Below are 20,559 nucleotides of genomic sequence, written 5' to 3'. Positions count from 1 at the left end.
CTCCTGTCTCTAATGTTGATGATGTCGCCAGTGTTTCACGATTTTCGGTTTATGCAAGGTTGTGCGTGAAACCTCCGCGTCGCGGGTATTGCTCATCGGTTCACCAGGTATCGATAAAGGCTGGCCTTGACGGGGTACGACCCGAATCGCCGCAGCTCATCAGCCCCTGGAGGATCCAGTGGCGCGTATCGGCCGGATCAATGACTGCGTCGATCTCGAGGTAGGACGCTGTGTTGAGGGCTTTCCCTTCCTCATAGGCACGGCTGACCATCTGATCGAACAGCGCCTGACGTTCCGTGGGGTCTTCAACCGCCGCAAGTTCCTCCGCATATCCGAGACGCACGGCCCCTTCAAGCCCCATGGCCCCGAATTCGCCGGTTGGCCAGGCGGCGGTGAACACGGGGGCGTGCAGGTTGCCACCGGCCATGGCCTGGGCGCCCAGACCATAGCCTTTTCGCAGAACAATGGTGAATACAGGCACCTGGAGGCCTGCAGCCGTGACAAAGAGCCGGGAGACGTGCCGCACCGTGGCTTCCTTCTCAGCCTCCGGACCCACCATGAACCCGGGGGTGTCGCAGAGCGAGACCAGGGGAATCCCAAAGGCCCCGCAGAGCTGCATGAAGCGCGCGGCCTTGTCCGCCGCACTGGCGTTGATTGCGCCACCAAGGACCGCCGGATTGTTCGCCATAAGGCCAAAGGGCTTGCCCCCAATGCGGATAAGCGCGGTAATCATGGCGGGGGCGAAAGCGGTGCGCAGCTCCAGCACCGTGCCCTGATCCGCCAGGTCCTGAATAAGGGCCCGGACATCATAGATTCGGACCCGGCTTTCCGGAATCCGGTGCCTGAGATGCCGCTGGTCGGTCACCTCCCAATCGCTCAGGTCACCCTGGAAATACCCGAGGTATTGCCGTGCCGTCTCCACGGCTTCCGCATCCGATTCGGTGACAATATCAATCACGCCGTTGGGCGCCTGCACATCGACGGGGCCCACCTCTTCAGGCCGGAAACGGCCGAGTCCACCACCTTCGATCATGGCGGGGCCGGCCATCCCGAGGGTTGCCGTGCGGGTGGCAATAATGACGTCCGTGCAGCCGGCGAGGGCGGCATTGCCCGCAAAGCAGCGCCCGGTAACGACGCTCACCAGCGGCACCGTTCCGGAGAGCGCGGCCATGGTTGAAAACGTCGGAACGTCCAGGCCGGAGACGCCGGAATAGTCGGTATCACCGGGGCGGCCGCCACCACCCTCGGCAAACAGGACCACGGGCATGGACCATTCCCGGGCGAGTTTCAGAAGCCGGTCGGTTTTTTTATGGTTCATTACCCCCTGGGTCCCGGCAAAGACGGTGTAATCGTAGGCGAGGGCGAGGCAGCGGGCTCTGTCGGAACCGAAGCTTCCGGCATTAACGGTACCGGTGCCGGCTACGAGCCCATCCGCGGGGCTGCGTTCCAGCAATTCGTTGAAGGGGCGCCGTCGGCGCTGGGCCGCAAGGGCGAGAGCGCCATATTCCAGGAAGCTGCCGTCATCCAGCAGCTGGGACAGGTTTTCCCGTGCCGTCTGATGACCCTGTTGATGACGTTTCTCAACGGCGCTGGACCGGTGTCTGTCCCGAGTCGTTTCATGGCGCTCTAGAACTTCGGCCAGGTCATCCCGGATCGCCTCCAGATCGACGGATTCCTCGGTTTCGGGAGCCGCTTCGTTGAGGCCCACTGCTTCAAGGGCCATGATCGGATCGCCTTCATGAACCATGGTGTCCTCGCCGACCATAATGGCCTGGACAAGACCTGTTGCGGCAGCCGAAACCGGGAACTCCATTTTCATGGCCTCTATGACCGCCAGGGATTCTCCGGGCTGTACGGAATCACCCACGACCTTGTAGACGGCAGCGACACGACCCGAGCAGGGCGAGAGGATGGCATTGGCGTCCACCGGAGCGGACGCTGAGTCATCCGATGGTTTTGCCTCCGCCTGATCCGGTGGGAATCGCACCTGTTGCCACTCGTGTTGGTGGACCAGTTCCGGTAGATGATTTTCCACGTAGTCCGTTCCGAGCGGTACGTCCTGCTGGCGGAGCCGTCTCACGATGTTGCAGAGCAATTTGAGGTTGTGGGGCACGCCTTCCAGACGGAATTCGCACAGGGCTCGATAATTGCGCTTGAGCGCCGCGTTCAGATCGGGGCCGCGGGCGATGACCTTGGCGATCAGGGTGTCGTATCCCGGCGGCACAGTGAAACCGGCGTAGCCGGCATCATCCACCCGAACGGCAGGTCCGCCGGGTGGGTCGTACGCGGTGATCCGCCCCGTACCCGGGCGGGTTTCACCCGTGGGTTCAATAGACTCCAGGTTGACCCTGGACTGTACTGCAAATCCCTGGGGCGAGGGTGGTGGCATGATCCCGCTGTCGTCGAGTTTCCTGCTCACGGCCAGATGAAGCTGGAGGCGGACGAGGTCCAGTCCGGTCACTTCCTCGGTAACGGTATGTTCCACCTGAATGCGTGGGTTGCATTCGAGGAAGTAGAACTGCTTGGGGCGTTCGGAATCGATCAGGAATTCAAAGGTCGCAACCCCCCGGAACAGCACTTCGGAAGCCATCCGGATCGCGGCATCCGCCATGGCATCGCGGGTATCGGCCGTCAGAAAGGGGGCCGGGGCAATTTCAACGAGCTTTTGCCGCTGGCGCTGGATGCTGCAATCCCGGTCTCCCAGGAATACGGCATCCCCGGAGCCGTCCCCTGCGATCTGGACCTCTATATGACGGGCGCCAACCAGGTAGCGCTCGGCGTAGATCCGGTCATCGCCAAAGGCGGCCCGGGCTTCACGTTGGGCCTGGGTGACGGCCTCCTGCAGCTCAGAGCTGTCCTGGACGACCCGCATGCCGCGTCCACCACCACCGGCGATGGCCTTGATCATGATCGTCGCGGGTGGCTCCAGTGTCTGCATGAACTCGCTCGCCTCAGCCACGGACGCGAGCACAGGCGTCCCCGGCACCAGCGGCACGGAACAGCGTTGGGCCAGTTCACGGGACAGGGTTTTATCACCGAATACTTCAAGAACTTCCGGCCGAGGCCCGACAAAGATAAGACCATTCTGCTCGCATTGCCGGGCAAGTTCCGGGTTTTCCGAGAGGAACCCGTAGCCGGGGTGGATGGCATCGCAGCCCGCATCCAGGGCAATACGGATGATACCGTCAATGTCCTGATAGGCAGCGGCGCCCGTGCCATCCAGCATCGCGGCATCATCGGCGGTAAAACGGTGGCGTGATTCAGCGTCATCCAGGCTGTAGACGGCCAGCGTCTGTACACCCTGTTCATCGGCACTGCGCGCAATACGAATGGCAATCTCACCACGGTTGGCGATGAGGAGGCGCTCCAGGCTCCGGGACAATGGTGACTCCAATGCTGATTATGAACATCATGTAATGACATCCTAGCGGTTTCGCGGATGCCTGAACAGACACCTTTCCCGCAGGAATGGCCGGGCACTATACTGGTCCGGACAACGGGTCAGGCACAGGAGCAAGGGCATGGTTCCCGAAAAGATCATGAGAGCAGTGCAGCTTACCGGGCACGGTGGGCTCGACAAGCTGGTCTACCGTGAGGACGTCCCAGTGCCGGAACCGGGGCAGGGCGAAGTGCTGATTGAAGTGACGGCCTGCGGTATGAACAACACCGATGTCTGGGTCAGACAGGGCGCGTACGGCAGTGAGACGGACCCGGATTCGGTGTCCACCTGGCGCCGTGGCCGGTCAACGCTGACCTTCCCGCGCATACAGGGCACGGATACCGTCGGCCGCATAGCGGCGGTCGGCGAGGGCGTGCCCGAGTCACGTATCGGTGAGCGTGTCATGGTGGATTTCAGCATCTACAACCGCCCCGAGGGCGACGAGAGCCTGGCGGACATTGACTATATTGGTCATGGTCGCGACGGCGGCTACGCCGAATACACGGTGGTGCCCGCGGAAAACGCCCATGCCGTGAATACCACGATGAGTGATGCGGAACTGGCCACCTTTTCCTGTGCCTATCTAACGGGCGAGCACATGCTGGATCGTGCCCGTCTCGCCGAGGGCGAACGCATCCTGGTTACCGGCGCTTCCGGAGGCGTGGGTTCGGCCATTGTCCAATTGGCACGGGCCAGGGGCGCCATTCCCTACGCGGTGACCAGCGCCGGAAAGGAAACGGCCCTGCGGGACATTGGCGCAGAGGACGTGATTGTGCGCGGAAACGGGGACCTGGTGGAGGAAGCGGAGCGCATTGCTGGTGGTCGCCCGATTGACGTGGTCGCGGACCTGGTGGCGGGCCCGATGTTCAATGACCTGCTGCGCATCCTCAAGCCGGAAGGCCGCTATACCACGGCCGGCGCCATCGGGGGGGCCGTGGTCAACCTGGACCTGCGTACGATGTATCTCAAGCAGCTTGAGCTGCATGGCTCGTCCCAGGGGACCCGTACGGCATTCCGCCGTCTGGTTCGCTATATTGAGGCGGGGGAGATCAGACCCCTTCTGGACGGTACCTATCCATTATCCCGATTCCATACGGCCCAGGAGCATTTCATGTCCAAGACCTACATCGGCAAACTGGTCGTTGTGCCGGATCGCCACTGGGATACTACAGGAGCCCCTTATGCTGCCGATTGACCGGGACGGACGCACCCGCAAGCTGGGGCTCATTGATATGCAGTCAGGGGGGGACGTCAGCCGCATCGTCTACAGTGGAGTGGATAACATTCCCGGGCACAGCACACTCGAGAAGATGCGTTATCTCCAGAACCATGGAGATGGGCTCCGCCGGCTTCTGCTGTCCGAACCCTATGGCGATCCCGCCATGTCCGTGGATCTCATTGTTCCGCCCGGCGATCCGCGGGCCCAGGCGGGCTATATCATCATGGAAGCCATGGGCTACCCGCTGTATTCCGGGTCCAACACCATCTGCACGGCGACGGCGGTGCTGCAGAGTGGATTGGTGGCGATGCAGGAAGGGGAACAGAACCTGGTTCTGGAGTCACCTGCCGGACTCGCGCATGTGACAGCCCAGAACCGTAATGGGCGGGTGGAATCGATCACCACCCAGGGCGAACCCGCCTATGTGGCCGCCCGTGACCTGCAGGTGACCATGCCCAGGGGCGATGTCATTCCCTTTGATGTCGTCTGGAGCGGGGCTTTTTTTGCCATGGTTGACGCCAGCGCGCTGGGGTTTGCCCTGGTGGCCGATGAGTTCCCGAAGCTGGCAAGTTTCGGCGACAGTTTCATCCGGGAAGTCCGCAAGACCTTCACCGAGCAACACCCCCAGCTGGGTGATGTGGGTCCGGTCCCGTTTGCGCACTTCATGGGCCCGGTGGAGCAGGCCCCGGCCGGCCACTACCGCTCACGCTCGGCCACCTATGTGCACCCTGGTGTAATCTGTCGCAGCCCAACCGGGACCGGCACCTCGGCGCGCCTCGCCTTGATGGCCGCTGATGGGATGCTGCAGCCCGGTGAGGTTCTGGAAACGGTATCCCCCCGGAACAGCAGTTTTCTGGGAACCTATCTCGGCGATACCACGGTGGGTGACCGGCGTGCGGTGAACAGCAATATCACCGGCCGGGCCTGGACGCTGAGCCATTCACACCTGGTTGTTGATCTGGACGACCCGTTGGTGGATATTTCCGACCTCGAACACCTGCTTTTGACGGAAGAAGGGGACGGGGCCCGCTGAATGCGGGCCCGAACTCAGAGCTGTTCCATCAGTGCGTCCGCGCGTTCCGGCTGACCGGCCTCGCGGTAGGCTTCGGCAAGGTGCTGGGTAATGTCCCGGGAGTCTGGCGCGCGCTCACGGGCCTTCTCGAGCACTTCAATGCTCTTGCTGACCTCCCCGTTCCTGAGCAGGATCCATCCATAGGTATCCGCTACGGCGGGATTCTCAGCGTTTGCATTATAGGCGCGCTCAGCAAGCTCCAGCCCCCTGGCGGTATCCTCCTCGTGGATCAGCCAGGCCAGGTTGTTGAGTGCGACAGTATTGTCGGGCGCCAGCTCCAGGGTCGTTTCATAGGCCTGCCTGGCCTTGTCCTTCTGATTCGCGCCCTGGTAGAGCATGGCAAGATTGAGCGGGATCTGGTGGTTGTCCCCAAAGCGTTTCGAACCCTCCTCCAGAACTTCTATGGCGCGCCGGGTGCGATCCTGTTGACGTAGTGCCCGGGCGTGGCGCAGCAGTATTGGGACGGAATCCTGCTTGTCGCGGGCGAGTTGGTAGAGTTCAGAGGCTTCGCGATAGCTCCCGGACCTCATGAAGTAATTCGCCTCCTCGATATAGGGAGCCGCGGAGTCGGGGTGCTCGGTCTTGACGGTCCGCAGGATTTCGCGAGCGTCACTGGGGCGTTCCTGCAGGAACTGCAGACGCGCATCAATCAGGGCCAGACGCTCATGACTCCTGAAACGCTCCCGACCATTACGTACCACTTTCTGGGCGCGTTCCGTATTGCCGTTGCTGAGCGCGTTCTGGGCAACGGCACCGTAAATATCGCCAATCGTCTCACGTGACCCATCCGCTCCCTCCATACGATCGGAAAGGGTATCAGCCAGCTGCGATGCGCGCTCGTCCTTGCCGTTATCCAGTGCGCTTCGTAACAGCGTGAGGTAGGGGCCGATTGATGATTCCTTGGCTTCTCCCACCGTTTCCAGGAACTCCATGGTTTCATCAACCCTGCCTTCGCTGGCGGCAAGGGAGAGCAGGCCCCTGATATAGTGCCCGTTGTCCGGTGCACGCTCTACTGCGTGGCGCAGGTGCTTGAGGCTCTCGTCGGCGTTTCCGCCCCTTGCCTCGAGCATACCAAGGGCGAAGTGGCTCTCGGGCGTATCCGCGTTGATACCGATCGCCTCCCGATAATAGCCGCGGGCTGCCTCGCTATCCCCGCGCATCTGGGCAATGTCGCCGGCGATATTATAGGCATGGACATTGTCCGGCTGACTCTCCATCCACTGGCTGACAACCTGTTCAGCGTTATCCTCACGCCCGGATTCCGCCAGAACCCGGGCGAGCAGGGCATGGGCCTTATCCGCCGTTGGTGTTCGTTCGATAGCTTCTTCCAACTGGCTGATGGCCTCATCAGTTTCATCCTGGGTCATCAGGTACCGCGCGTAACGGACACGCAGGGCGGCATTGTCCGGCGCCATGGCAAGGGATTGTTCAATAAGACCACGCCCGAGCTCTGTATCCCCCGAGCTGAGCGCCGCAATTCCGATCAGCGCGACAACCCCCGGATCGTTACCCTGAGGGTCCAGCTCCTCCAGCATCTCACGGGCCTGTTCGGGGCGCTCAAGCTGTATCCGAGCGGCCGCCAGCATCTTGGTGAGGTCTCCGGATTTGACTTTGTCGACGTGTCCGGCCAGAAGTTCTTCGGCTTCACCAACCCGGCCCTGCTGGAACCGGATCATGCCAAGCATGATTGAGGCGGCTTCGTGTCCGGGTGCCTGCGCGAGCACCTCGGTCAGGTGTCCTGCGGCGGTATCGAAGTTACCGCGTTGATAGGCTTCCCGAGCAGACTCCATGCCCGAGTGCAGCGTGCCCGGCGCGGAATCGGCGAGGATCTCTTCATACACGAAAGCCTGGGAGGCGTCGCCTTTCTCCCGCAGGACGTCGATGAGGGCGGAAATTGTTTCGTATTTGCGCCGGGTCATGACGTCGTATCGACCAATATCCTCGAGAGCCGCTGTGTAAGCCTCAGTCGCGTCGTCATACCGCTCTTCGCGGTGCGCCATCCGGGCCTTCCAGAGCAGGACTTCGGGGTCATCGGCGTTGACTTCCTCCGCCTTCGCCATCTGGTTGCGGGCCTGTTCGCGCTGGCCCTGCTCATAGGCGAGCCTGGACAGGCCAAGCAGAGCCATGACAGCTTCGGGATCACGCTCGAGAACCTCCTGGTAGATCCGCCTCGCCTCATCGCTTTTGCCAGCCTGACGATGGGCATCGGCCCGAAGAATACTGGCTTGCAGCTGCTGGCTGCGATCCGCGGACTCAACGTCCTCCAGCGCTTCCAGCGCCCCTTGTGGGTCATCCTGCTTCATCTTCGCCCTGGCCACTAGGATTGCGAGCCGGTTCAGGTTGTCGCGCTGTTCGGCGTCAGTTTCATCAATTCTGCCGCGCAGTTCCTGTAACTGCGACTCGGCGGTGCGTCCATCTCCGGCCGTCAGCAGATTATTGATCAGGATAAAGTAGGGCTCAATCTGATCGGGCTGCGCCTCGATGGCGCTTCGCGCTTCCTGAGTGCTCGCCTTGAGCTCGCCCTGCTGCTGGAAGAATTGCGCCTGGTCCATGTGGCTCAGGTATTCGACTTCCTTCTGGGTCATGTCCTCGCCACCGCTGCAACCAGTGGCAAGTACAACCACGAGGCCAATCAGGAGGGAGAGACGGGTTCCACGTGTTTTCGGTCCTTGCATAACAGTTCCCCAAGGTAATGACGCCCACTTATGCGAGCGAGGTGGCAATATTGTATTTATCGGTCAGGTTATAGAGGGTTGGCCGGGTGACCCCAAGGAGTCGCGCCGCCTGAGCCATATTGAAGTCCGTGGTCTGGAGGGCCTGGTGGATTGCCCGCCTTTCGGCCTCCTCGCGCACCTGTCTCAGGTTGAGGGCGTGGCCGGACGCACCTTCCTCCCCATGATGGCCGAGCTCAAGGTCTGAGCCCGTCACGCGCTTGCCTTCGGCCATGATGGTGGCACGCTTGATCTTATTGATCATTTCCCGAACATTGCCGGGCCAATCGTGCTGTCGAATTGCGGCAATGGCATCTTCTGAGAAAGAGAGACCGTTGCGCTGCATCTGCCCCGCGGAATCCTTCAGCAGGGATTTGGCGATCAGGACCGCATCCCCGTCACGCTCACGCAACGGCGGCACGGGGATGGTTACCTCACTGATGCGGTAGTAGAGGTCTTCACGGAAACCCTGTTCATGAATCAGCTTCTCAAGATCCTGGTGGGTGGCACAGACAACACGAACATCCACCGGAATCGTCTTCACACCACCAACACGCTCAATCACCCGTTCCTGCAGGAAACGCAGCATCTTGACCTGGAGCGCCATCGGCATATCGCCGATCTCATCGAGGAACAGCGTCCCTCCGTGGGCAAGTTCGATTTTGCCGTGCTTACTCTGGCTTGCGCCCGTGAAGGCCCCCTTCTCATAACCAAAGAGCTCGCTTTCCAGCAGGTTTTCCGGAATGGCCGCGCAGTTGATGGCGGCAAAGGGCTTTTCCTTGCGCGGACTCAGATCGTGGAGAGCCCTGGCCAGAACTTCCTTGCCGGTCCCGGTTTCGCCAACGATCAGGGTTGTCACATCAGCCGGTGCCACCTTCTCGATGGTCCGGCAGGTGTTGAGCATCTGCGGGCTGGCGGCAATGATGCCCTTCAGGCGGGCGCCATTACGGGCCGCGGATAATTCCTCATTTTCACGTTCGAGGGCGTGAAGGCGGAACGCCCGATTGACGACGAAATTGAGGATATCGCCATCCAGTGGTTTCTGGTAGAAGTCCGACGCACCCATGCCGACCGCCTTGACGGCGTTTTCATTGTCCTCGCGGCCGGTGACGACGATGATCTTGGTGCTGGAGGCGAGTGTCAGGATGTCCTCAAGGAGACGGAACCCTTCGGTCGACCCTCCCGGATCCGGCGGTAGTCCGAGGTCCAGGGTGACAACCTGGGGTTCGTGACGACGCAGCGCCGCCAGGGCGCTGTCACGGTCGTCTGCAACGGTGACTTCGGTACTTTCATCAAAGCACCATCGCATCTGGCTCTGAAGGCCTGGATCATCCTCTATGATGAGAAGGCGTCGATTCACTGCGTTTCCCTGCACTGGTTGTTCGGAAAATTACACGGAATCCATTGCGTCCCTGGTCCTCTAGACTATCCCTCATGGCGACTCATGCCAAGCATGTGCAAGCCACAATCGTGACCAATACGGCATTTTAGCCCGGCGTTTCTGAATGTCGGGCAAGCAGAGGGAGCCGGATGGTAAAGCAGGAACCTACGCCGGGTTCACTGGTCACATCCATGGTGCCGCCGATCTGTTTGACATATTCCTGAGCCTGATAGGCGCCTATGCCCATCCCCGTCAGCCCTTTGGTGCTTTCAAAAGGCTTGAAAAGGGAATCGCGGATGAAGTGTTCGCTCATTCCCTGGCCCGTGTCCTGAATAAAGAGCACCCCGTACTCCTCGCTAGCCTTCAGCGTGAGACTGACTTCTCCCTCTTTCGGGGTTGCATCCTGGGCATTCTGGAGCAGGTGGGAAAGAACGTTCTGGAGCTGCTGCGGGTCGGCCTGCACCTCAATGCCGGAGGTCGGGCCATTGTACCCGGGGACGGGCTCCTGCCGCCCATGATGATCGACAAGCTGCTGGCACAGCTGCGCCAGGTCCAGGCTGGTCTCGCGGTCGTCGCTCTCCGGTTTGCGGATGTGATCGACGAGACGCGACATCTTGTTTACGGCATGATCCGTTGTCTGGATCATGTCATCAATGAATTCAGGGTTGTTTCGATGTTTGGGCGCGTTGCGCACCAGCAGGGACAGCTGTGCGATCAGTGTCTTCAGATCATGCACCATGAAGGCGGATGCCTTGTTGACGGCTTCAAACTGCATGGCGCGGGAGAGGCGGTCCTGGGCATCGGCCTGGGCGAGAAAGTTGCTCAGCTGGCGCCCGACAACCCGGATCAGGTCGAAGTTTTCCCAGTTGAGTTCCACCCGGGTGTAGGGTGAGCCGATCAGTGCTATCCCATAGAGCTCCCGGCCAAGGTAGAGGGGGATGATGAGCCACTGATCCCTGAAGCCCAGGATGGCATCGGGAATTTCCAGAAGGTTGTAGCGCACCGGGTCGTCCCGGTATTCGTGAAGGTCCAGGATCCACTCACGTTCCCGGAAGAAGCGGACGAGCTCGGTGTCGCTATCAATCTGGGTGTGTTTCGGCGCCTCGAGTCCGAGGGTGGCGTGAAGGGAGTAGTGACCATCCTCATCGCGCAACCAGAGGCCGCCGGTGTGGCTCTCCACCAGTCCGGCCAGGGTCCGGATGGCCCGCTCCGGCAGGGGCGGATTCTCATTCAGGTTGCTGAAGGTTTCAGTCATCTTCAGCCATTCATCGCGGTAATCGTACTTGTAGTCAAAGAAATTCTGGCTCACGAACATCATCAGCCGGGCCCGGAAGCGGTCCGAGGTCATCAACAGCACAAACAGCAGCACGAAGCTGGCGATGAACACCACCTGAAGCCCTTCTCCCCATTCACCGCCGGCGAGTCGGACGTAGTAACCGGCGGCCGCGACCACGAGCAGGTAGATGCCACCCAGAACAAAGGTGCCGGCATGGAAGACGAAGGCGCGGGACAGCTGGAGTTGCACGGGCTGACGCCGGGCGTTGATCAGGTTGACCGCGAACAGCGGCACCAGCAGGACGTTGACGGCTCCCCGGGCATCCCATAGCCCTTTTGACATACGGTCGAAGAGAAGGGCATCCGCGTAGAGGATGAATTCAAAGATGAAGATGCCGCCAACCCCGAAGCAGATATAGCGGATGCTGGAGCGGCCGTAGGTGGACGCATTACGCCAGATCTGTTCGAGGACACTGATGCCGAGCAGTGAAATAGCAAGCTGGCCGAAAAGCGAGGCTCGAGCCGACAGCAGGTTTCTGCTGCCGATATGGCCGACGACGGCAGCGACGGCAAGCAGCGACAGGATCATGATGAAAGTGCCTGCGGTGAAAAACACCATTCGACGGGAAATCATGGCGCCTTCGCGGGCGTCGCGCACCAGCGCAAAAAGCACCAGTATCCAGGCGGCATTGCGGGTCAGTTCCGTCAGGTAACGGACGGTGAAGCTGGGCCAGCCCCACAGATTCTGGGCGACAACGATCAGCGCCCAGAGTGTGGTGAGGAGGGATGCCAGCAGTACGGCCCGGTCAGTGTAGCGACGCAGGTAACGACTGGCCGTGAAACCGGCCAGGAGACCGTAGACAACAGCCGCCGAGAGGTGGCTGACAACGCCGAATTCCAGCAAACGTGACTCCCTGTAAGACCGGATTCAGGACTGGTAACGCAACTCCCGATAATAACGGAAGATGCTATCCAGTGAGCGTTCGGGCTCGAACCCGAAACGGGTTGAGAAGTTGCGCCCATCGATGATGACAGGATACTTGAAAAAATCCATCAGATACGACGGGAAGCGTCTCAGTTTCAGCGCCCTGAGCATGGTGCGGGGCAGAACCGGCGGCACGGACGGGATGGGGACTGGCCGGCAGCCGCATTCCTCCAGCGCCTGGCGATAGGACACCCAGTCATGGGGTGCGACATTGAAAATGCCCGGAATGCGCTGGCGGAAGGCGGTTTCTATGGCGTTGGCCATGTCGTCGCTGTGGATGAACTGCATCATCGGCGAAAAGCCCGCCATGGTTGGCGCATAACGGGCCGAGAGCAGAGAACTCATGGTGTTCCGGACCCCGGGGCCGACGATGTTGCACGGGCGCAGCAGGGTTACATTAAGGTTTGGATTACGCCAGAGATAGATGGTTGCGAGATTTTCCAGCTCCACCGAGTCCACAAGGTCCATGGTCAGTCCCGCGCTCTTGAGCGGGTAGCTCTCGTCGATGAGCGCCGGGTTGTAGGGGTTGGCGCCATAGACGTGATAGGTGGAAAGCACGATAACCCGGCTGACTCCGTACTGGTCGCTGAGCGACAGCAGGCGGTCCGTGCCGAGCACGTTGGCGTTGTAACGCCGCAGCCGGGTTTCCTGGCTCGACATGATGCGCCCCAGGTGAATAACACCCTGGAACTGGAAGCGCCTGAAGAGATCCTCGAAGCCCCGCTTGGAAAGATCGATGCGGTAGCTCGGAATATCCGGGCCCAGCCATACCTCCTGGCGGAAGTCCACAGCGACGACCTGATAGTCCTTGCGCAGACGCTGTATGACCTGCTGTGCCAGGGCGCCGGCGGCGCCCGTGACGAGTAGTGCTGGCTTGGAGCTTTGAGTCATCAGAACAGCCGTTCCCTTTCGCTGAGACCAATATCGATGAGGTCACTGATGGCCTGACGGACCTTATCGACCTCGCGGTTGATGTCATCCTCGGTCATCGAGGATTCCCCCTGGAATTTCATGGGTTCACCGAAACGCAGATACACTTTGGCCGGCAGGACAACCGGAGCGGCAATGGGGACATACGGAACCCCGAGCCAGCGCGCTACGGGCTTGATGTTGCCAAAGGCGGGTATCGTTTCCTCACAGCCCACCACGCCGACGGGGACCACGGTAGCGTTGTGCTCCATGGCCAGACGCATGAACCCATTGCCAAAACGCTTGAGCTGGTAACGGTCACGGTACAGTTTGCCCGAGCCGCGTATGCCCTCCGGGAATACGATGATGGCTTCATCGTTCTGGAGCATTCTTGCACAGTTCGCGGGATCACCCAGAACGGCGCCGACCTGATTCAGCATGATGCCAAGGTAGGGGACGGTCGGAAAAAACCGCTCGATCATGGCTCGCGGCAACCTGGGCCTGTCCCTGCGACTGGCAATCGCATAGCCGATCAGGACGCCATCAAGGGGAAGCTGGCCGCTATGATTGGCGACCAGAAGCACGGGGCCCTCGGCGGGAACATTCTCTTCGCCCCGGCTGTCGACCCGGAACCATTTCTCGTAGATCGGCCGAACCAGGGACATACCAATGGTGGCGGCGTCGCGATTGAATCCCCAGGGGTCGTAGCCGAGACTGCCCGTCATCTTGCGGATGCGGTTCATCTGCGTCTCGACCTCCTCCGTGACGAGCCGTTTCTTCAGGAAACTGCGGAGTCGCATGAATACAGCGTTCCTTGAGTAATGGGGGTATTCTCCTTACAGGTGTTCAGGATACCGCCCTTTGTAATAGAATTCCCAGAGAATCGAAACCCCGGAGTTTAAGCCATGGCCCGCAAAGACGAAAACTCGGAAGAGCAGGAGAGCGACGAGCAGCAACAGCAGCTGGCCAATCGGATCAAGGATTCCGCGCGCCAGATCTGGCTTGCCGGTCTGGGCGCCTATACCAAAGCCGAGGAGGACACCGGGAAGTTCTTCGAGCGACTGGTCCAGGAAGGCGAAGACCTGGAGAACCGCACGCGCGGTGCCGTCAACCGCCAGGTCAAGGCTGTAGAGGATCGCGTCGGGGAAGTACGGGAACGTGCCACGGGCACCTGGGACCGTCTCGAATCCGTCTTTGACGAAAGGGTGTCCAAAGCACTGGATCGCCTTGGCATTCCGACACCAGGGCGTGTCCGCGACCTGGAACAACAGGTTGCCAGCCTTCAGGAAGAAATGGAGCGGCTGCGCCGTAAGCTCGACGACGACAAGTGAAAACCCTATAGATAATCCTGGCTCATCCGCTCCAGCACCATCCGCTCCTCATCCCGCAGGTAAGGGGCAACCAGGACCATCACCTGGTAGACGCCCCGACCAAGATCCACAGCATCTCTGTCATTGAGGTGCGACAGTGTCTCAAAGCTCAACCAATAGGTAAGCGTCAGCACGATCTGGTGGCAGAGAGCGTCGGTCTCCTGATTGCTTGCCGTGAGAATACCCTGTTTACGGAAGCTGTCGCAGATGCGGTGTGAGGCGTCGTATTTCCGCTTGATGATACGCTGGAAGCGTGGCTGCAGGTGCTCGTACCGGGACAGGACATTGACCAGGTCCTGATACAGAAAGCGAAAGTGGGCGATGGTCTCGAACAGCAGGTGCAGGAACAGCCACTGGTCGTCCACCGATATCTCGACTTCCGGAACCGCCAGGAGATCACCGATCTGGTCCTCGAACCAGTCATAGAGTTCGGTGACGATATCGCTCTTGCTCTTGAAGTGGTAATACAGGTTCCCGGGGCTGATGTCGATCTCATCGGCGATCTGCAGGGTCGTCACGTTGGATTCACCCCGGGAATTGAACAGCTCAAGGCTGGCGTGAAGAATCCTGTCACGGGTCTTGCGTTTCATACCCCCACCATCCGAAAGCTGGCGTTAGCGACGAAAATCCGCCCAGACCGGGCAATGGTCCGAGGGTTTCGGCATGCTACGGATACTGTACGAAATTCCGGTGTCTGTCACGCGCTCCGCAAGGGACTCGGTTGCCAGGATCAGATCAATGCGCAGCCCGCGTTTGGGGTCGCGCTCGAAACCACGGCTGCGGTAGTCGAACCAGCTGAAGCGGTCGTCCGTGTCGGGATAGAGGCGCCGGAAGACATCGCTCAACCCCCAGCTCTTGATCTCGGCCAGCCATTCGCGCTCTTCAGGCAGAAAGGAACACTTGCCTTCACGCAGCCAGCGTTTGCGGTTGTCCTCACCGATACCCACGTCCAGGTCCGTGGAGGAGATATTCAGGTCGCCCATGATCAGCAGTGGCTGATCCGGGCGGTAATACTCACTGAGATAGGCGCCAAGATCCTTGTAGAAGCGCTCCTTGGCGGGAAACTTGGTCGGATGATCCCGGCTTTCCCCCTGGGGGAAGTAGCCGTTGATGACGGTGATGCGCTCACCGCCGACGGGGATTTCAGCGGTAATCAGGCGCCGCTGCGCCTCCTCGCCATCCCAGGGATAGCCCTTCTGGACGTGATCCGGCTTATTCCGTGAAAGCAGGGCAACCCCGTAGTGGCCTTTCTGCCCGTGGTAGGCGACGTGATAGCCCAAAGATTCAACATCGCTGAGTGGAAACTGGTCATCGGCGACTTTGGTTTCCTGAAGCCCGATAACGTCGGGATCATGCTCGCTGACCAGTTGCTCAAGCTGATGCATGCGGGCCCTGATCCCGTTCACGTTAAAGGTGACGAAGCGCATGGTGCTCTTTTCCCTATCCATGATGACTGGCGGTCGCTACGGCCGCACACCCTACCACACCAATCGGCAGGGTGCAGGTCCCTCCTTCAGCCGCACTCCGCCGGGGCCTCATACCCATAGTGAATATGCGCGGTGTAGTACTCGTCGGGGGTTTTCGGGATGTTGGTCAGTCCGTAGAAGTCCGTCAATTGCCGGTTGCTGTTGTAACCGAGATAGATGTCATCCACGAACCAGGTCGATACCCAGCCAGTCGCCGTAATCCGGAAAACGTGCTCCGCATCCAACGCCTCATGATCGGCGGGTTCGGCCTCGAACTGATAGAACTTGCCGCGAGTCGGGGCGAAGAAACGGATTTCGACGCCTTCCTCTTCGTTGACTAGGGTATCCCAGTGCTTACGGACCATCACCTCAAAACCCGCGTCGATGACGCCGTTACCGGGGATTGATGCTTCAAAGCGCTTGCGATCGTCATCCGATATTCTCCAGTCAACAATAGCCTTGCGATCCCCGCGATTGCGGACTTCCATACGCTGCTCGAACCGCCGGTCCTCCAGTACGAATCCCGGGCGTTCCGCCGCCTCGCTGTAATCGACGGTTTTTTCGGCAATAACCTCACCATCCGGGTTCCGGTACGTCACCTGGTTGGTCTCCGGAATCCAGTCTGGACCCTCGCAGCTGCCACGCTGCTCGTGATGCTCCGTGTAAAAGAGGGTATCACCACCCTGGGAACGGGCTTCTCCGGTGAAACGTACGGTCTCTGCCACGGCTCCCGTTCCCAGAGCCATGAAAGGAAGGATCAGCAGTAAACGGGAGTTACCAGCGCTGTTCAGCAAGGGGTGCCTCCTCTATGGATTCCAGCCAGATACTGATTCGAACCATCAACGGGTAGACCAGGCCCCAGCCTATCGCGATGGCAAGAATCCCCAGAAGTCCGTGGCCGATCTCAATGGCTCCAAACTGTTCCGCGGTGTAATAGGCAAAAGCGCCGGCAAAAGGGGGCAAGCCGAAGAGTATAACCCGGTAGTTACGCATCCAGTAGAGGCAGTGATTCACCGCCGTGGCGAACACAGCCCAGAGCATGACCAGCCACAGGGGAATCATGCCTTCGGAATAGGCGCCCACATAACCGGGAAAATCCAGGACACCGGAGGTGCGGTGTACGACGTCCAGAACGGATCCAAGCACCGTCACCATGATGATGAAGCGCAATTCCCTAAGGGGAAATGCGCTGATCAGCAGCAGGTGCACCGCCACGATTCCCAGCAATACCAGCGCGGCCAGCGTTCCCGGATAGAGCACCGCGACGCACCAGCCGAGCTGGAAGAGTATGAAATTAGCGAGGCTACGCACGCTGGTCCCCTCTGGTTGAGAGTAGGTTGCCGTCCGCAACAATATTGGGGCGGCGGTTTTCCGGTTTGGTCATGAGCAACTGCACATTACCGATGCAGCGCTCGGCGAACCCGGCTTCGCAGTAGGCGAAATAATACCGCCACAAGCGGATGAATGCATCGGAGTAACCCATTGCGCGGATCGCGTCCAGGTTGGACTCAAAGCGTTCCGCCCAGCACGCCAGGGTCCTGGCGTAATGGAATCCGATGTCCTCCGCGTGGCTGAAGACCAGATCCGAGTGATCGCGGAATCCTTCCATGATGGCACCCACGGACGGAATGAAACTGCCCGGAAAGATGTAGCGCTGGATGAAGTCAACGTTCTTCAGGGCCCGTTCATATCGTTGGTCCGGCAGTGTGATGGCCTGGATCAGCGCAAGACCATCCGGCTTGAGCAGTTTATTGATCCTGTCGATGTACTCACCCAGGTACTGAGGCCCCACCGCTTCAATCATTTCAATGGAAACCAGCTTGTCGTAGCGCCCAGTCAGGTTGCGGTAGTCCTCAAACAGGAGTGTGATCCGGTCGGATAATCCCGCGGCTTCGACCTCCCGCCTGGCGCGTTCATACTGTTCGCTGGAGATGGTTGTGGTGGTGACGTGACAGCCGTATTCGGCAGCCGCATGCAGTGCAAATCCGCCCCAACCGGTACCGATCTCAACCACCTGATCCCCGGGTTTGAGGTCCAGCTTCTGGCAGATGCGGTCAAGCTTGTAAATGGATGCTTCTTCCAGGGTGCTGTTTTCATCGGGGAAAATAGCGGCGGAGTACATCATGGTCGGGTCAAGGAACTGCTCGAAAAGCTCGTTGCCGAGATCGTAATGGGCCTCAATGTTCTTGCGCGCGCCGGTCCGCGTATTGCGGTTGAGCCAGTGCAGGGAGCGCCGGGCAGGCCGGGTAAACCAGGTGACACGATCCTCGAACCCGTTCATTTCGTCATTGTTGCGCGCGAAGAATCGCAGCAGATTGACCAGCTCGGGTGAATCCCAGTCACCGGCCACGTAGGCCTCGGCCGCGCCGATGCTGCCACCGGTAACCATGTCACGCCAGGCCGAGGAATCATTGATCACCAACTCCGCATCCGGATAGGGTTCACTGCTGCCGAAGCTGTGTGATTCATGCCCCTCGTGCACGGTCAGTCGCCCCTTTCCGAGCTGCCTGAACTGCCGCATAACCAGTTTTCGGGCCCCGTCATCGACAGGACGGGTGCTGGCGGTGGGTATAAGGTGTTTTACGTTTTCCATGATGTTACGGTCCCAACATTGTTCAAGGTTGTTATGTGCGTTGCAGTAAGGTCGCCACTGTCCGGCGCGGCCGTGGTGGCCGTGGCATAGCCCGGGTGGTCATGGAACGGCGCGCCTTTCCGCCAGAGTCGGAAGGCGTTCCAGTGGATGCCGATGCTGGCCTTGATTGTCTCCGCGGGGTAACGCTCCATGGCGTACTGGACGTGTTCCGCATCCAGGGGGTGACGCGTCAGCGACAGCGTGGCGTCAAACACCTTCCCGCCGCTTCCTTTTACGTTCATGTGGATCCGCAGGCCTTGCGGGTGGAACCCGAAAAGCCACTCGTAGTCCTGGTCCATTGGATTGAATGGGGAGACGTGGAACTGCTTGGGAAAACGGAACCGCAGGCTCCGCCACCCCTCTTTGGTCACCGTTTCCCCGGCGCCGGTGAGGCAATAACTATGGCGCTCATGCCAGGGGGTATTGGTAATCTGGGCAAGAATGACCCGGGGGACAGGATTCTCCTCGGAATCGGCGCCCTTCGGATAACACAGGTAGAAGCTCACCGGGTTGAAGCACCAGCCGAAATATCGCGGTTGCGTGACCAGCTCAATGGGGCCATCCGGCTCCCAGTCAGTGGCGAGAAAAACGTGACGCTTTACCGCCGTTTCCAGATCCCCGTTGCCGGGCTGGAAGTAGTCGCGACGACGGAACCAGATCCGGTTGATGTGGCGTGTCGAGATGCCACGCGCCAGTGACGGCAGCTGATTCCACTCGGAAAGCCGCACGCCGTAAAGGCCGATGGGGTAGGTGAACTCATGCCCCACAGGCGCGGTACGGCGGTGGCGGATGCTGCCTTCAAGAAAGCTTCCCGACAGGGCTTTTGTCATCGTCATTGCCATTCCACTCCCAGGGATCGTGCCACGCGCAACGCGCTCTGGACGCCGTCCTCGTGAAAACCGTTGAACCAGTAGGCGCCACAGTAATAAGTACGATTGTGAGCGCCAATTCGTTCATAGGAGGCCTGTGCGTCCATTCCGGCGAGGGTGAAACCCGGATGGGCATAGCGGAATCGCTTGATGACACGCTCGGGGTCGATCGCATGGCTGCGGTTGAGCGTGACGCAGAATGTTTCCGGTGCGTCTGTGAAGTTCTGCAGGATGTTCATGTTGTAAGTGACTGAAACTGCTTCGGATGGGTGCTGGGGGATATGGTAGTTCCAGGCGGCCCAGGCCCGGCGGTTCTTCGGCAGCACGCTGCTGTCGGTGTGCAGAACCACGTCATTGTCCTGGTAGGGAAGTGCGCCCAGGATCCGGTTTTCCTCATCCGTAGGGTCAGCAAGGAGCGAGAGGGCCTGGTCGGAATGGGTGGCGATCACAACCTGGTCATAGCGTTCCTCGCCCCGGTGCGAGTGCAGGGTCACGCCCTCGGCATCCCGGCGAATCGCGGTCACAGGCGTGCTGCGGTAGACGTTGCTCCCCAGCGGCGCCAGGAGTTTCGGTATGTAGCTTGCGGATCCGCCGGTTATAACCCGCCATGTGGGGCGATCGTAGACCGAGAGCATGCCATGGTTATTGAAAAACTGCAGGAAGAAGCGCACCGGGAACTGTTGAATATCGCTTTCCGCCGCGGACCAGATGGCGGCGCCCATGGGGATGATGTAGTGGTTGCGGAAGTAGCGGGAAAACCCATGCTCATCCAGGTAGGAGGCCAGGGTCCGATCCGCCGGAATCAGGTCCTTCGCCAGACCGTCCCGGGTCAGGGTGTTGAAGCGCATGATTTCCCGGATCATGTTGAGGAACCACGGGTTCACCAGATTGCGCCTCTGAGCAAAAAGCGCGTTCAGGCTGGTGCCGTTGTACTCAAGGCCCGTGGCCGGACTCTGCACGCTGAAACTCATGTCGGACACTTCGGATTCAACCCCCAGGGCCTCCATCAGTCGGATGAATCCCGGGTAGGTCCAGTCGTTGTAGACGATGAATCCGGTGTTCACCGGCCAGACGCGCCCACCAGCCTCGATGTACTCCGTATTGGTGTGGCCACCGATGGTATCGCTGGCCTCGTACAAGTGAACCTCGTGGGAACGGCTCAGGAGCCACGCCGACGTCAGGCCGGAGATCCCGCTTCCGACCACGGCAATGCGTTGTTCTGTCATGGATG

The 20,559-nt window shown here is 60.1% G+C and carries 16 protein-coding genes; 3 read left to right on the top strand and 13 right to left on the bottom strand.

The features are described from left to right. Window positions 1–100 precede the first annotated feature (100 nt). Entirely contained in the window at window positions 101–3,382 is a 3,282-nt protein-coding gene (locus tag DES49_RS07425) for an acetyl-CoA carboxylase family protein (RefSeq protein WP_133735786.1), read from the bottom strand. A 139-nt stretch (window positions 3,383–3,521) separates the two neighbouring features. Here DES49_RS07425 and DES49_RS07420 point away from each other — a divergent pair, with 139 nt between their 5' ends. Continuing rightward, on the top strand, window positions 3,522–4,634 hold the full coding sequence (locus DES49_RS07420; RefSeq protein ID WP_133735785.1) for an alcohol dehydrogenase family protein: 1,113 nt from the start codon (window positions 3,522–3,524) through the stop codon (window positions 4,632–4,634). Further along, window positions 4,621–5,691: a proline racemase family protein gene (locus DES49_RS07415; protein WP_133735784.1), complete on the top strand. Its 1,071-nt coding sequence runs from the start codon at window positions 4,621–4,623 to the stop codon at window positions 5,689–5,691. Before DES49_RS07420 ends, DES49_RS07415 begins: the two co-directional genes overlap by 14 nt. Window positions 5,692–5,705: 14 nt before the next feature. Here DES49_RS07415 and DES49_RS07410 read toward each other — a convergent pair whose 3' ends face one another. The 5 genes from DES49_RS07410 to DES49_RS07390 all read right to left on the bottom strand — a co-directional run bounded on the left by DES49_RS07410 (window position 5,706) and on the right by DES49_RS07390 (window position 13,791). Beyond that, window positions 5,706–8,405 (bottom strand): tetratricopeptide repeat protein, encoded by a 2,700-nt coding sequence (locus DES49_RS07410; protein WP_133735783.1) that lies wholly within the window; start codon window positions 8,403–8,405, stop codon window positions 5,706–5,708. Window positions 8,406–8,433: 28 nt separating this feature from the next. Beyond that, on the bottom strand, window positions 8,434–9,801 hold the full coding sequence (gene prsR / locus DES49_RS07405) for a PEP-CTERM-box response regulator transcription factor (protein ID WP_133735782.1): 1,368 nt from the start codon (window positions 9,799–9,801) through the stop codon (window positions 8,434–8,436). 127 nt (window positions 9,802–9,928) lie between these two features. Beyond that, window positions 9,929–12,001 carry an XrtA/PEP-CTERM system histidine kinase PrsK gene (prsK, locus tag DES49_RS07400; protein WP_133735781.1) on the bottom strand — a complete coding sequence of 691 codons (2,073 nt, stop codon included), beginning with the start codon at window positions 11,999–12,001 and terminating at the stop codon, window positions 9,929–9,931. Between the two features lie 24 nt (window positions 12,002–12,025). Next, on the bottom strand, window positions 12,026–12,973 hold the full coding sequence (locus DES49_RS07395; RefSeq protein WP_133735780.1) for an SDR family oxidoreductase: 948 nt from the start codon (window positions 12,971–12,973) through the stop codon (window positions 12,026–12,028). After that, a complete protein-coding gene (locus DES49_RS07390; RefSeq protein WP_133735779.1) occupies window positions 12,973–13,791 on the bottom strand; it encodes a lysophospholipid acyltransferase family protein in 819 nt (272 codons plus the stop codon). Before DES49_RS07390 ends, DES49_RS07395 begins: the two co-directional genes overlap by 1 nt. Before the next feature lie 105 nt (window positions 13,792–13,896). Here DES49_RS07390 and DES49_RS07385 point away from each other — a divergent pair, with 105 nt between their 5' ends. Continuing rightward, window positions 13,897–14,322, top strand: a complete 426-nt coding sequence (locus DES49_RS07385; RefSeq protein ID WP_133735778.1) for a phasin family protein — start codon at window positions 13,897–13,899, stop codon at window positions 14,320–14,322. 5 nt (window positions 14,323–14,327) lie between these two features. Here the strand turns inward: DES49_RS07385 and DES49_RS07380 are convergent, their stop codons facing one another. The 7 genes from DES49_RS07380 to DES49_RS07350 all read right to left on the bottom strand — a co-directional run bounded on the left by DES49_RS07380 (window position 14,328) and on the right by DES49_RS07350 (window position 20,554). Beyond that, window positions 14,328–14,951: a TetR/AcrR family transcriptional regulator gene (locus DES49_RS07380; RefSeq protein WP_133735777.1), complete on the bottom strand. Its 624-nt coding sequence runs from the start codon at window positions 14,949–14,951 to the stop codon at window positions 14,328–14,330. A 24-nt stretch (window positions 14,952–14,975) separates the two neighbouring features. Further along, window positions 14,976–15,788 carry an exodeoxyribonuclease III gene (gene xthA / locus DES49_RS07375; protein WP_133736140.1) on the bottom strand — a complete coding sequence of 271 codons (813 nt, stop codon included), beginning with the start codon at window positions 15,786–15,788 and terminating at the stop codon, window positions 14,976–14,978. A gap of 86 nt (window positions 15,789–15,874) precedes the next feature. Further along, entirely contained in the window at window positions 15,875–16,552 is a 678-nt protein-coding gene (locus DES49_RS07370) for a hypothetical protein (RefSeq protein ID WP_133735776.1), read from the bottom strand. Window positions 16,553–16,601: 49 nt separating this feature from the next. Further along, a complete protein-coding gene (locus DES49_RS07365; RefSeq protein WP_166646030.1) occupies window positions 16,602–17,138 on the bottom strand; it encodes a DUF2878 domain-containing protein in 537 nt (178 codons plus the stop codon). Continuing rightward, window positions 17,131–18,420: an SAM-dependent methyltransferase gene (locus DES49_RS07360; RefSeq protein WP_133735774.1), complete on the bottom strand. Its 1,290-nt coding sequence runs from the start codon at window positions 18,418–18,420 to the stop codon at window positions 17,131–17,133. The genes DES49_RS07365 and DES49_RS07360 overlap by 8 nt, the downstream gene beginning before the upstream one ends. Then, window positions 18,408–19,295 carry a DUF1365 domain-containing protein gene (locus DES49_RS07355; RefSeq protein ID WP_166646029.1) on the bottom strand — a complete coding sequence of 296 codons (888 nt, stop codon included), beginning with the start codon at window positions 19,293–19,295 and terminating at the stop codon, window positions 18,408–18,410. The genes DES49_RS07360 and DES49_RS07355 overlap by 13 nt, the downstream gene beginning before the upstream one ends. Next, a complete protein-coding gene (locus tag DES49_RS07350; RefSeq protein ID WP_133735772.1) occupies window positions 19,292–20,554 on the bottom strand; it encodes an NAD(P)/FAD-dependent oxidoreductase in 1,263 nt (420 codons plus the stop codon). The genes DES49_RS07355 and DES49_RS07350 overlap by 4 nt, the downstream gene beginning before the upstream one ends. Window positions 20,555–20,559 lie beyond the last annotated feature (5 nt).

The organism is Halospina denitrificans (assembly GCF_004364635.1).
Taxonomy (GTDB): domain Bacteria; phylum Pseudomonadota; class Gammaproteobacteria; order Pseudomonadales; family Oleiphilaceae; genus Halospina; species Halospina denitrificans.
Note: the sequence above shows the minus strand (reverse complement) of the source record. Positions and strands in the feature narration are given on the sequence as shown.